The sequence below is a fragment of the Anaerostipes sp. Marseille-Q3525 genome (assembly GCF_018223505.1).
Lineage (GTDB): Bacteria > Bacillota > Clostridia > Lachnospirales > Lachnospiraceae > Anaerostipes > Anaerostipes amylophilus.
Genome location: NZ_JAGTTT010000002.1, coordinates 89,329 through 103,037, shown reverse-complemented (window position 1 = coordinate 103,037; position 13,709 = coordinate 89,329). Strand labels below are relative to the sequence as shown.

Annotated in this window: 12 protein-coding genes and 2 tRNA genes; all 14 read right to left on the bottom strand. The window is 37.4% G+C overall.

Annotated elements, in window-relative coordinates:
- Positions 1 to 37 precede the first annotated feature (37 nt).
- Positions 38 to 865, bottom strand: a complete 828-nt coding sequence (panB, locus tag KE503_RS01755; protein WP_055196254.1) for a 3-methyl-2-oxobutanoate hydroxymethyltransferase — start codon at positions 863 to 865, stop codon at positions 38 to 40.
- The gene (locus tag KE503_RS01750) at positions 862 to 1,710 is read right to left on the bottom strand and encodes a Rossmann-like and DUF2520 domain-containing protein (protein WP_117944231.1); all 849 of its coding nucleotides are present in this window, start codon (positions 1,708 to 1,710) and stop codon (positions 862 to 864) included. Before KE503_RS01750 ends, panB begins: the two co-directional genes overlap by 4 nt.
- Positions 1,711 to 2,240: 530 nt before the next feature.
- Positions 2,241 to 3,035: an ABC transporter ATP-binding protein gene (locus KE503_RS01745; RefSeq protein WP_008394120.1), complete on the bottom strand. Its 795-nt coding sequence runs from the start codon at positions 3,033 to 3,035 to the stop codon at positions 2,241 to 2,243.
- A gap of 16 nt (positions 3,036 to 3,051) precedes the next feature.
- Positions 3,052 to 3,945: an ABC transporter permease gene (locus tag KE503_RS01740; protein ID WP_117944233.1), complete on the bottom strand. Its 894-nt coding sequence runs from the start codon at positions 3,943 to 3,945 to the stop codon at positions 3,052 to 3,054.
- Positions 3,946 to 4,042: 97 nt separating this feature from the next.
- Positions 4,043 to 5,050: an ABC transporter substrate-binding protein gene (locus KE503_RS01735; protein WP_117944234.1), complete on the bottom strand. Its 1,008-nt coding sequence runs from the start codon at positions 5,048 to 5,050 to the stop codon at positions 4,043 to 4,045.
- Positions 5,051 to 5,250: 200 nt separating this feature from the next.
- A complete protein-coding gene (malQ, locus tag KE503_RS01730; protein WP_212384347.1) occupies positions 5,251 to 6,684 on the bottom strand; it encodes a 4-alpha-glucanotransferase in 1,434 nt (477 codons plus the stop codon).
- Between the two features lie 100 nt (positions 6,685 to 6,784).
- Complete coding sequence (locus KE503_RS01725) at positions 6,785 to 7,939, bottom strand: NAD(P)-dependent malic enzyme (protein ID WP_022375183.1); 1,155 nt, start codon at positions 7,937 to 7,939, stop codon at positions 6,785 to 6,787.
- Between the two features lie 152 nt (positions 7,940 to 8,091).
- Positions 8,092 to 8,162, bottom strand: a tRNA-Gly gene (locus tag KE503_RS01720).
- Between the two features lie 6 nt (positions 8,163 to 8,168).
- A tRNA-Phe gene (locus KE503_RS01715) sits at positions 8,169 to 8,241 on the bottom strand.
- Between the two features lie 72 nt (positions 8,242 to 8,313).
- Positions 8,314 to 8,796 (bottom strand): HD domain-containing protein, encoded by a 483-nt coding sequence (locus KE503_RS01710; protein WP_022375184.1) that lies wholly within the window; start codon positions 8,794 to 8,796, stop codon positions 8,314 to 8,316.
- A 29-nt stretch (positions 8,797 to 8,825) separates the two neighbouring features.
- Entirely contained in the window at positions 8,826 to 9,326 is a 501-nt protein-coding gene (locus KE503_RS01705) for an HAD domain-containing protein (RefSeq protein WP_022375185.1), read from the bottom strand.
- A gap of 88 nt (positions 9,327 to 9,414) precedes the next feature.
- Entirely contained in the window at positions 9,415 to 10,347 is a 933-nt protein-coding gene (locus KE503_RS01700; protein WP_117944242.1) for a glycyl-radical enzyme activating protein, read from the bottom strand.
- Positions 10,334 to 12,688 (bottom strand): glycyl radical protein, encoded by a 2,355-nt coding sequence (locus tag KE503_RS01695; protein ID WP_022375187.1) that lies wholly within the window; start codon positions 12,686 to 12,688, stop codon positions 10,334 to 10,336. Before KE503_RS01695 ends, KE503_RS01700 begins: the two co-directional genes overlap by 14 nt.
- A gap of 22 nt (positions 12,689 to 12,710) precedes the next feature.
- Entirely contained in the window at positions 12,711 to 13,478 is a 768-nt protein-coding gene (locus KE503_RS01690; protein WP_022375188.1) for a DeoR/GlpR family DNA-binding transcription regulator, read from the bottom strand.
- Positions 13,479 to 13,709 lie beyond the last annotated feature (231 nt).

Here is a 13,709-nt window from a genome sequence, read left to right as displayed (position 1 = left end):
CTATCTATATAAAATATGTCCTTTATGTTGTCTGTTTTTAATATAATTTTTCAATCACATCATCACTGATCGCATATGTATTTTCTGGTCCTGGGAAAGTTCCTTCTTTGACTGCATTGATATAGTCTTTGACTGCTCCCTGCATCACTTCTCCAACCTGTGCAAACTGTCTTACAAATTTAGGCACAAAGTTTCCATACATTGCTAACATATCCTGGTATACCAGTACTTGTCCATCACATTCTGGACTTGCTCCGATTCCAATCGTTGGAATATGTACTTTCTTTGTGATAATCGCTGCTAATTTCTCTGGAATTCCTTCCAGAACTAACATAAATGCTCCAGCTTTCTCAACTGCCTGTGCTGCTTCGATCAGCTCTTTTGCTGCTTCTTCGCTTTTTCCCTGTACTCGGAAACCACCAAACATATTAGATGACTGTGGTGTCAGTCCAATGTGGGCACATACTGGGATCTGTGCATTTACGATTGCTTCGATCTGTGGACATACGTTTTTTCCACCTTCTAATTTAACCGCTGTACAACCTGTTTCTTTCATAATTCGTCCAGCATTTGCTACCGCATCATATACAGATGTGTGATAAGATAAAAATGGCATATCAACTACGATCAGAGCATCTTTTGCTCCTCTTACAACGGCTGCTCCGTGATGGATCATGTCATCAACTGTTACAGGAATCGTTGAGTCATATCCAAGCATTACCATTCCAAGAGAATCTCCAACTAACATTGTATCGATTCCAGCTTCATCGAATAATTTTGCGGTAGAATAATCATATGCTGTCAGCATTGTGATCTTTTCTCCGTTATCTTTCATTTTCTGTACTGTACTTACTGTTGTTTTCATTTTACTTCCTCCAATACATGTTTCATGTCTGCATAAGAAATATCAGAATGACGTGTCTCTGCAAGTTTTATGATTTCTTTTGTCAGAGCACTGTAAGTTTCCTTTTTCTCCTGATCTATGGCATCTAAATGTTTTTGCACGGTTTTGATATCATGGCGTTCTACTGGCCCTGTCAGTGCATCACATGTTCCAACATCAAATATATTGTTCATGTTTGTAACTGCCAGTGGTTTCAATGCATTCAATGCTGCTTCATCATCAAATCCACATTCATTAAGCAGTTCCTTCGCCTGATTGATCAATCCGACTGCAAGATTAGATGCAAAGACGGCTGCTGCATGGTATTTAGGCTTATCTTCGCTTTTTAATCTCACGATGCGATTTGGACAAGCTGACAATAAATCCATGATCTCTTCCATGTGTTCTTCATTTCCTTCCACACTGAATAATGCCTGTGCTAGATCTTCGTATGCAGTTTTTTTACTTTTAAATGGAAACATTGGATGAATAGAGTAACCGTATGCTCCGGTTGCTTCAATTCCAGAAAGAACAGCTGATCCTAGTGATCCGCTGCAATGACAAATAAACTTTCCTTGTATCGGATAAGTTTTGACTTGTTCCCAGACTGTGCTGATCGCATCATCTGGTACTGTTAAAAATAGAACATCACTTTTTGTTAATATTTTATCAATCGATGTTGTAAATATCTTCTGTGTTTGTTTTTCCGTTCCACTTACATTCGCTTGTGTACGGGTGTAGCACCCTGTGACGAGTATGTTATTGTGTACAAAGTAATCATAAAGAGAGCAGCCTACTTTCCCTGCTCCGATGAATCCTACTTTCATACATGTATCACCTGCTTTCCTGCGGGTGATGTTCTAAGTTAAATTGATTTGCCGGTATGATTTCTTTCAAGAATACCATCCAGATGTTAACTATAACACCCGTGTGGGGAAATAGCAAGTATAATTTTGATTTGTTGATAGTGTTGCATGTATGAGTCAGAAAGAACAAGAGAAGAAATATTTATAAGAATAAAGGGTGACACTCAACATACACACCACTTAAGTTTTCCAATCTTGTAATTATCCACACTTTAGACTTCAGGTATATGATAAAAAATAAATAAGCAACCGAAAGTGATGCATTGGAATTTTGCCATATTTTGAATAAATTCGCAGCCCAATTGGACGAATGTCTGAGCTTCAAAGACTTTGGTCTTAGACAAAACTCCAGAGCGAGTTTTCGTAGGAAATTGGGCGAATCAGCGATTTGTTCAAAATATGAGCAAAATTTCACCGCATCGCTTTCGGTTGCTTATTTATTTTTTATCATATACTCGAAATCTACAGTTGGCCAACTACAAATTAAAATTTTAAGACAACAACATTCTATCGTTTGCAAATTCTCCGCCGCTGGCTTCTTCGAATTTCTGCAATAAATCTGCTACCTTAAGCTTCTTCTTTTCTTCCCCTTTCACATCATAAATGATCTTTCCATCGCTCATCATGATCAGGCGGTTTCCGATATTGATCGCATCTTTCATATTATGTGTTACCATCATTGTTGTAAGATTATCTCTGGCTACGATCTTCTCTGTGATGTCTAGTACTTTCTTCGCAGTCTTTGGATCAAGGGCTGCTGTGTGTTCGTCTAATAATAGCAGGCTTGGTTTCTTTAGTGTTGCCATAAGCAGTGTCAATGCCTGTCTCTGACCTCCGGATAATAGTCCTACTTTAGATGTCATTCGATCTTCTAGTCCTAAGTCGAGCATTTGTAATTTTTCTTTAAACATTTCTTTTTCTTTTTTTGTGATTCCCCAGCTTAGGCCTCTTTTCTTTCCTCTACGGTTTGCCATTGCCATGTTTTCTTCAATCTGCATACCTGCTGCCGTTCCCATCATTGGGTCCTGGAATACTCTTCCTAACATGTAGGCACGTTTGTATTCTGGAAGATCTGAAATATCCTTGCCATCTAGAATGATCGTTCCTTGATCGATCGGATAGACTCCTGCTACCATGTTGAGTGTTGTAGATTTTCCGGCCCCATTTCCTCCGATGATCGTTACGAAGTCCCCAGGATCTAAGTGAAGATTGACTCCATTTAATGCTTTTTTCTCATTAATCGTTCCTTTATTAAATGTTTTATGTACATTTTTAATTTCTAACATAACTTTGCCCCTCTTTCTATGCTGGTGTCCTGCGGTGTGAATATTTTGATTTGAGAGCAGGAATACCGAGTGCTAATGCTACGATGATCGCTGTGAATAATTTCATATCATCGGTACTTAATCCGAAATGTAAAACAAGTGAGATGATCATACGATATACCATTGCTCCTCCGATCAGTGATGCAAGGATATAAGCAAAGTTAAAACGTTTTCCAAAGATAACTTCTCCGATTACAATGGATGCAAGACCAATTACAATAGATCCTGTTCCCATTTTGATATCTCCGTATCCTTGGTTCTGGGCTACTAAAGCTCCAGATACTGAGATCAGTCCATTAGAAATCACCAATCCTAACACTTTGGATGTATCTGTATTGCCCCCTAAAGCACGTACCATAAATTCATTGTTTCCTGTTGCCCTAAGTGCACATCCAATCTCTGTTCCAAAAAACCAGTACAGAACTGCGATCACAATGGCTCCAATAATGACTCCAACTACCAATGTTGCCAGTGTCTGATCTACTCCTAACAGATCCATTACCTTTGTAAATGCAGTGTCTTCTCCAAGTAATGAAACATTTGGCCCTCCCATAACTCTGATATTAACGGACCATAATGCGATCATTGTTAAAATACCTGCTAAGATCGCAGGGATCATAAGTTTCGTGTGCAGCCAGCCTGTAACAAGTCCTGCTAACATTCCTCCTACAAGTGCAAATAATAATGTTACAAATGGATTGACTCCCCTTGTAATAAGGATTGCACTGATACATCCACCGAGTGCAAATGTTCCATCGCAGGATAAGTCTGCGATATCTAAGATCCTAAATGTAATATAAACTCCCAGTGCCATGATTCCCCATAATGTTCCTTGGGCTAATGCACTATAAAGATTTGTAATTAATGCCATTTTCTACCTCATTTCTAAATGCACAGAAGTGCCTCCCGCAAATCGGAAGACACTTCCTGATCTTCTTGTAATCTTACATGCAAGAAAATCTTATTTATTATTCTTTATCTGTCTTTTTCTGTGTTGTTACCATCTTAGCTTCTTTTTTTAACTTCTCTGGAATCTTAATTCCTAATGTCTTTACTGTGTCTTTATTGATGATCAGATCCGCATTTTCCTGATATTCAATTGGCATATCTTTTGGTTCAGCTTTTCCTTCTAAGATCTTTACTGCCTGCTTTGCTGTCTGCTGTCCTAACTTGTAGTAGTTAACTCCGTATGTTGCAAGTCCTCCACCTGTACACATTCCTTCTTCAGCTACGATAAATGGAATCTTAGCTTCATTTGCTACCATGGATACTGTATTGATTCCTGCTGCGATCATGTTGTCTGTTGGTGAATAGATTGCATCAACTTTACCTTTTAAGGATTCTACAACCTGACGGATCTCACTGGATTCTGATACTGTTGCATCGATTGTTGTTAATCCTAATTTCTTTGCTTCTTTCTTCGCAAGTCCTACCTGGAATTTGGAGTTTGCTTCTGCAGAACAATATAACATTGCAACTTTCTTTGCATTTGGAATTAATTCTTTTAATAGATTCATCTGTTTTGCTACTGGTGTTAAATCTGATGTTCCAGATACGTTTGTTCCTGGTTTTTTATTTGATTTCACCAGTTTGGCATCGGCTGGATCTGTAACAGCTGTTACTAAAATCGGAATATCTTTTGATTCATTGGCCATTGCCTGTGCTGCTGGTGTTGCGATCGCTAATACAAGATCGCACTTATCTGTGACAAATTGTTTGGCAATTGTCTGACAATTTGACTGTTCATTCTGTGCGTTCTTATATTCAATCTTGATCTTGTCTCCGTCTTTATATCCAGCTTTCTCAAGACCATCCTTAAACCCTTTGTAAGATGCATCTAAAGCATCATGTTCTACTAACTGAACGACTCCGATCTTCTTCTGGTCTGAACTGTCTTTCTTGCTTGAGCAACCAACCATTGTGGATAATGCTAATGCAGCAACTAATCCTGTTGCCATGACTTTCTTTAATCTCATATTTTTCTCCTCCTTAATATCGTTCCCGATTGCATTCCTTGACTTTAAACTTCTGAACTTTAAAACTTCAATGCTTTTATGTACTAAATTGTAGCACTATGATTTTGTGTCGTCAAGCTAATTTTATTGCTTTATTTCTATGCAAAAAAGGATGAAAGATTTCCCAAATTCTTTCATCCTTTTTCTTCTATCAATTTCTTCTATTGCTGTGCTTCTTCGGCTGCTTTCTTCGCATTCTCTTCTGCAACTGTACGATATTTTATTGTCAGTGTTCTGATCAGTTCTTTTAACTCATCTGTTAACTGCTCTTCTTTCACTCTCCACTCCCAGTTACCACCTACCGTAGATGGTGTGTTGATCCTTGCTTCATTTCCTAATCCAAGATAATCCTGAAGTGGGATGATCACCATATCGCTTCGACTCTCTAATGCAAGAGAAATCAAGTCTAAATGTACAGTTCCTGTTCTCTCGATCGTACTGTATTTTAAATAATGCTCTAAGAATTTCTTATCATCTTCTGATAATGTTTCGTGCCATCCAACAACCGTATCATTGTCATGTGTTCCTGTGTATACAACACTATTTTCTTTGTATTTATGTGGAAGATAGATGCTGTCATCATATGCTCCAAATGCAAATTCCAGAACATTCATTCCTGGGAATCCTGTATCATCTAGAAGTTTATGCACACTGTCTGTTAAGAATCCTAAGTTCTCTGCGATAACTTTCTTCTCACCAAGTTCTTTCTTCATTACTTCAAAGAAATCCATTCCTGGACCTTTGACCCATTCTCCATTAACAGCTGTCTCGTCTTCTGCTGGAATCTCAAAGTATTCATCGAATCCTCTGAAATGGTCTAATCTTAAAATATCATATAACATAAAATTATGACGTAAACGTTTCATCCACCATTCGTAATCTGTTTTCTTATGATATTCCCAGTCATATACAGGATTGGACCATACCTGTCCATCTTCTGCAAATGCATCTGGAGGGCATCCTCCAACAACGGTTGGCTTTCCTTCTTCATCAACTTTAAATAATTCTTTGTGATATGTAAAGGCTGTTCCGTCCAAGGCTACATAGAATGGAAGATCTCCTACGATCTGAATTCCTTTATCATTGGCGTATTTCTTTAACTTGAGCCATTGTTTATGGAAATAATATTGACAAAAAGCGAAATAACTCTCTGGCAATTTACTCTTTTTCTTGCTCATATACTCTGTATATTCTCCAAGCCAGTACTCATTGTCTTTGACAAATTTCTTATACTCTTCGTCTGGATGGAATCTGAAATAAGCCTTTCTTAATAGTTTTCTATGATTCTGTCTTACTGTATCATAGTCAACTTTCCCCTGATTTTCTTCCTTGATCGATTCGAGTTCCTTTTTCTTAAGCAGTCCTTCTTCAAGTAGTTGTTCTAAGTCAATATAGTATGCACTTCCTGCAAAACTTGAAAACGAAAGATAAGGAGAATTTCCTGCTCCGATCGTTCCTAATGGAAGGATCTGCCAGTAGTTCTGGCCTGCTTCTTCTAAAAAGTCTACAAATTTATATGCTTCTTTTGAAAAGCATCCGATTCCGTAATCTGATGGTAAACTAAATATTGGTAATAATATTCCACTTGTTTTCATTGAATAAATTCTCCTAATTTTTTCTCATGATGCAATATAGTATATCACAAAACATACTCCTTGAACAGAAGTGCCCTTGTACTTAATTTAGTTCTATGGCTTATTTCTGGCTTTCTTCTGCAACAGCTTTTGCTACGGCTTTGCATACTCTCTCATCGAAAGCTCCTGGAATGATATATTCTTCATTTAATTCATCATCACTGATAATACTTGCGATTGCTCTTGCTGCTGCCATCTTCATCTCTTCTGTGATCTGTCCGGCTCTTGCATCTAAGGCTCCTCTGAAGATTCCTGGGAATACTAATACGTTGTTGATCTGGTTCGGAAAGTCAGATCTTCCTGTTGCAATCACCCTTGCTCCACCTTTTTTCGCTTCATCTGGCATGATCTCTGGTGTTGGGTTTGCCATTGCGAAGATGATCGCATCGTCTGCCATTGTAGATACCATCTCAGCTGTTACGATATTTGGTGCGGAAACTCCGATAAATACATCTTTATCTTTGATGATCTCCGTTAATGGACCTGTCTGTTTATCTTTGTTTGTGATCTCTGCCATCTCTTTCTGGGCTGGGTTCATCCAGTCTTCTCCTGGGCATAATGCACCTTTCTGATCAACTAATACTACATTTCCAGCTCCGAACTGTAATAATAATTTACAGATAGAGATTCCTGCAGATCCTGCTCCGTTGATCACGATGTTGGCATCTTCCATTTTCTTTCCGACAAATTTTAAGGCATTTAATAATCCGGCTGCTACAACAATGGCTGTTCCATGCTGGTCATCATGGAAAACCGGGATGTCTAATTCTTCTTTTAAGCGGCGTTCAATTTCAAAACATCTTGGTGCGGAAATATCTTCTAAATTAATACCACCGAAACATGGTGCGATATTTTTGACTGTCTTGATGATCTCTTCTGTGTCTTTTGTATCAAGACAGATTGGAAATGCATCGATATCTGCAAATTCTTTAAATAAAAGGGCTTTTCCTTCCATAACAGGCATCGCTGCTTCTGGCCCAATATCTCCAAGTCCTAATACAGCTGTTCCGTCAGATACGACAGCGACTAAATTTCCTTTTGCTGTATAGCGGTATACATCTTCTTTATTATCACGGATCTTACGACAAGGTTCTGCAACTCCTGGTGTGTAAGCTGTGCTTAGGTCATCTCTTGTCTTTACTGTTACTTTAGAACGTACTGCGATCTTTCCTTTATTTTTTTCGTGCATTTCTAATGCCAGTTTGTTGTAATCCATTTTTGTATCTCCTTTATGGTATGATGTTTCAGATTTTTGTTCTTTTATTATTGTATCATAACATAATTTGATTGACCATGTTTTTAAAAATATGGTATAATAGAAAATTACAATAAAAAAAGAAGAATGCATAACATTCTTCTTAATAAAAGAGCGGGTGATGGGAATCGAACCCACGTGATCAGCTTGGAAGGCTGGAGTTCTACCATTGAACTACACCCGCATACAATGCCCAGAGCCGGAATCGAACCAGCGACACGAGGATTTTCAGTCCTCTGCTCTACCGACTGAGCTATCTGGGCAGTTAAGTTGTTGTCTCATTTCTGCGACTTCTATACTTTATCATATTCCTCGTGTCTTGGCAAGCTTTTTTTTCAAAAAATTTTATTTATCAGCCAGATTCCTGTTTTTGTCTTAAAAATCTTGTTTTTTACGGACTCAATTGTCTCTTTGGAACTTTGTTCTTCCGCAAGATTTACAAGGAAATCTGCTTCTACAAGAATCTGATAGTCGATTCCATCGATTTGATCATATGTGTGATGATGTCCGATCAGATAGCAGACTCTCTCTATTTTTGTTTTATCGTACTGTAAGTCTTTCAACATCTTCTGCGCGATTGCTGGCCCTTCAATCTCCTGATATTTTCCTGCACTGCTGTTATATTTTTCTTCGCTTATTTTGATCCCAATATCGTGTGTTAATGCAGCCACTTCAAGAATATCTAAAGTTTTCTTATCTAATCCTTCCTGTTCTCCGATCAGTTTCGCATATGCGTGTACTTTCAGGAAATGCTGGATTCTCTTTGGGTCTCCTTTGTAATAATCGATCATTGCTGTTGTCACTTGATTTTTGTCCATCTGTCCAATCCCCTTTGATACTTTCTTATTTAATATTTTCTGAAAAAGCTAAATAGTCTTTTTTTATTTAATATCCTGATCGCTCTGTCTGCATCTTCTGCTCGTAATCCACCTGTACAAAAATCTGTCTTTACCAGATGCTTATCAAATCCATGTCTATACCATTCGTAGTCTCCATCATCTAATATGACAAATCCTTCAATCTTCTCTTCGCACTTATCTAACCAGTCTTTGATCTCGTCTTCTCTTCTTCCACTGCTTAGATATTCTGTCTTATCTATGATCTTTAGATCGTATTTTGCTAAAATATCAACCAGGATCTGACACCAGTCCTGTACTGCATCACTGTGTTCTGCCCATCCATATCTCCAGGAAGATGATAAAACGATCTTGGCTCCTGTTGCATCTACGATTTTCTTCAAATTCTTAATATTCTCCTCGTCTACGGAGATCAATTGGGCATCTTCAGATTTTTCAAATAACTGCTGCGAATTTAATACTCCATCTACGTCCAGAAATATAACTTTCATGTCTTTATTCCCCCTTTTACCTTTACGGCTATAAGACATGGTCCTTGTTGAGTATTATACTCTCTTTTCTCGAAAACGTAAATCCTTTTCAAATTTGCTCATTTATAATATTTTCTAATCCACCCTCAATTGCCCAATTCTTAAATTCCTGCATCTGTTCTTTCGTGTACAATTTAGGATTTTCTTCAAAACAGTATTCTTTATCTACCAAATGATATTTGGCTTCTGCCAGTGGATTATAGTTTAAGATTTCATAAGAAACATACTGATAGATTCCATTTAAATATTTTGCAATCCCTTTGATGTTCTCTCTGGTTGCAGTCATGCCTGGAATCATCGGTGTTCTTATGATCACTTTGTTTCTATTTGATGTCTCTAGTAAGTATCTGATATTCTCTTTGATCTTGTGATTTGAAACCCCTGTATAATGCATATGATCTTTCTCTGTTGCTAACTTAAGGTCTGCAAAGATACGATCTAAATATGGAAGAATTTCTTTGATCACTTCCTGCTCTGCATAAAGAGATGTCTCAATCGCAGTGTGGATTCCTTCTTTTTTACATGCTTTTAACAGCTCTTTTGTAAACTTCCACTGTAAAAGTGGTTCCCCACCTGAGATCGTAACCCCGCCGTTTCCGTGGCGGTAAAATGGATTATCTTTGCGGATTTCTTCCATCACCATCTCCACAGTCATCTCTCTGGAATCCATAGCGATCGCTCCCGTTGGACACCACTCAATGATCGTATTCCAGTCTTCATTTTTGTCAGGATGAAGATGAATCTGGTCTTCTTCCAGTGTAACTCCGTGTTCTTTTGATTTAGCAATACAAGTTTTACAATGTATGCATCGATTTTCAAAATAGATTGGTCTTTTGCGAATGGAAATTCCTTCTGGATTCTGACACCACACACATTTTAAAGGACATCCCTTTAAAAAGACTGTAGTACGGATCCCATCTCCGTCGTGCGTTGAAAATCTACGAATATCAAATACTTTTCCTGTCATCTTAAATATCTCCATAACTTGTTCTTGCGATGATCTCATTTTGCAGTTCATCGGCAAGTTCTGTAAAGTAGGCTGTGTAACCTGCAACTCTGACAGTCAATCCACGATATTGTTCTGGATTCTTCTTTGCTGCAAGCAGGTCTTCTTTTCTTACTACGTTAAACTGAATATGTGGAATCTCAAGATCAACAAAAGTTCTTAAGAAATTCGCAAACTTATCAATTCCTGTCTCTGTCTTAAAAAATTCTGGAAGGAATTTCATATTCAACAATCCACCATTCGTTGTCAATGTCTTATCTAATTTGGATACAGATTTTAATACGGCTGTTGGTCCTTTGATATCTCTTCCATATACTGGAGACATTCCTCCATCTGCCAGTGGCTCCCCTGCGTATCTTCCATCTGGAGTTGCCCCGACATTTTCACCCATTGGTACATGAGCTGATACGGTATACATACCTGTGTGATATGGACCATTTCGATAATTCTTAAATGTTCTTAATCGATTCTTGAAATAATCTGCCCATTTTGTTCCCTGTTTATCAACTTCATCAATATCATTTCCGTATTTTGGAACTTTATTAACGCACATGGCTCTTAAGATTTCATATCCTTCAAAATTGTTCTTTAATGCATCAAGCATTTCTTTTTGTGTGCATCTTTTTTCATCATACACCAGCTGCTTAATCGCAGCAAGGCTGTCTGCCAGATTGGCAACCTGGATCATCTGAATTCCAGATAAATTATACTTTGCTCCCCCTGCTGTGACATCCATTCCATTTTCCATGCAGTTCTCAATAGAAGCTGACAAGAATGGAGATGGAAGAAGATCAATATGTGCCTTCTCTACTTCTTCACATGCAAGGATCATCTTATCCATAAAATAATTAATCTGTTTCTTGAATGCTGCTTCCAAGTCTTCAAATGTCTCGTATGTTTCAAGATTTCCATAATCTGGTGCGATCTTTTCTCCGGTTAAGAGACATGTTCCACCAGTTAATGTGACTTCCAATGCTTTGTTCAAGTTAAACATTGCAGAGTCACTCCATCCAAGGTTATTTCCCTGTGTTGTTAATTCTACACATCCTACGATCGCGTAGTCTCTGGCATCTTTTTCTTCGATTCCTAATTCTTGAATAGATGGGATCACTGCCTTATCATTAAAGAATTGTGGCATTCCGCTTCCTTTGGCTACGACTCTGACTGCTTCTTTTAATAACTCATCCGATGTTCCTTCGTGAAGTCTGACAGAGAGATTTGGTTGTGGAAGTCCTAAGTGCTTCTGTGATTCTAAGAATAAGAAAGAAAGATCATTATATGTATCATTTCCATTTTCGTCCTGCCCACCGATCGCAATATTAAATCCGATTGGGAATCCAGCGAAATATTTAGCTCCGTGAGAATTTCTCATGTATACGATCTCGTTAAATTTCAGCCATAAGCATTCAATGATCTCTAATGCCTGCTGTTTATCTAAGATTCCATCTTTGATATCTTTTTCATAATAAGGTGCTAAATGTCTGTCTAATCTTCCTGGTGAAAATGAAGATGCATTGGATTCCATCTGTAAGATAACAAATAAAAACCATGTAGACTGCACTGCTTCGTGGAATGTCTGTACTGGTCTTTCAGAAATATTCTTACAGTTTCTGGCTACTTTGATCATTGTTTGTTTTCTTGTTTCATCTGATTCATTTTCTGCCATATCCATGATCAGATCGTGATAACGGACCATAAAATGTTTGGCACCTTCCATAACGATCTTAACACTCTCATAGAAGTCTTTCTGCCCTTCTTTACATGTCTTTAATTTTTCTTCTGCCTGATCAAGTAGTCCCTGTGGTCCCATCTTTAACCATTTTACACAGTTTGGACAGATATGTCCTTGTGCATGGTCTTTCTGATTGATCTTTACAACTTTAGCGATCTCGTTGATCTCTTTTCCATATCTCTGGTTTAGGACATCTTCTAAGGATTTTCCTTCCCAATATGGTTTGATGACTTTGCGGAATGTTTCAATATCTTCTTGATGCACATTGAAACGATCCTGCGGTCTTGTTGGAAGTGTTTCAAATTCTTTATCGACCCATGTACTTCCACTCTCTGGAAATACAACTCCATAACGGACTCCGGCTGTACGATTTCCAACGATCAGCTCATCCGGTTCTACACGAATCTCCATCTGTTCTAATGCTGACTTTAAAGATTTGGCTCTCTGGATGATTCTTGGATCATCTTCATTTTCCTGATATGTTTTTGTGATGATCAGTGCCTGCTCAATTGATGCATATCTTGGCTCTGACAACATTTTATCTTTTAAATCTTTGATTCGTTGTGTCTGATATAATCCATCCATAGTCTTTGTCCTTTCTATTTTTCTATATGATCTTTGTCTGATATTCTTCTAATTTCTTCTTAATTTCCTCTGAAAGTTCCCTCTCACAGATAACTCCTTCTATGTCATTAAAGGTAGCATATACATAGTTCGCTTTAAAATCAAACTTATTACTTTCCATAACAAGATAGCACTGACTGCTTTTTTGTACTGCATCACGTTTCATAATGCCGTCTTCCGGAACATACGTCGTGATCACATTATTGAAAAGATCCGCACCTACAACGCCCATAAAACAAATATCAAATCGGAAATTTTCCATCATCTGTCTCGTTAATTCACCTAAAAATCCATTCTGACTGCGATTAAACTGCCCACCAAGCAAAATAAAATTTACATTTTTTGTTGTTGTAAATAATTCTGCTATATCAAGCATGCAGCTTACCACTGTAATCTGAAGTTCTCTTTTTATAATTTCTTTTGCCAATTCAATATTCGTCGTTGATGTATCAAGAAATATCATATCTCCATTACGAATCAACTCAACTGCTTTTTTTGCAATCTGTTGTTTTTCTTTTATATTCTTATCTTTTCTTGTCGATACAATATTATTATGTCCTGGATGCAATGTATCAGGGCGAACCGCTCCACCATATGTTCTTTTTAAAAGGTTCTTTACCTCCATACTTGCCAGATCTTTACGAATACAATCCTCTGTTACTTCAAAGCGTTTGCTTAGATCCTTTACTTTCACTTTTTCATTTTCTTCTAGCAAACGTAATATTTCCTGATGTCGTTCTTCTACAAACATTCTTTTTTGTTCCTCCTGTTATAAGATCATGTCATTTTTGAAGCATATTTTGACAACATATATAAATTTCCGTTTCTTTATTGGTTTTTATTGCTATTTATTATTTTATATTATTTTCATCAATTGTCAAGTCACTACTTTCTCGACTATTTTAAATGACAAATTTTTTATACATAAAATACGGAATTTTACAAATACTAAATTAGAATTTTATTCATTGTTCTAAGGAGG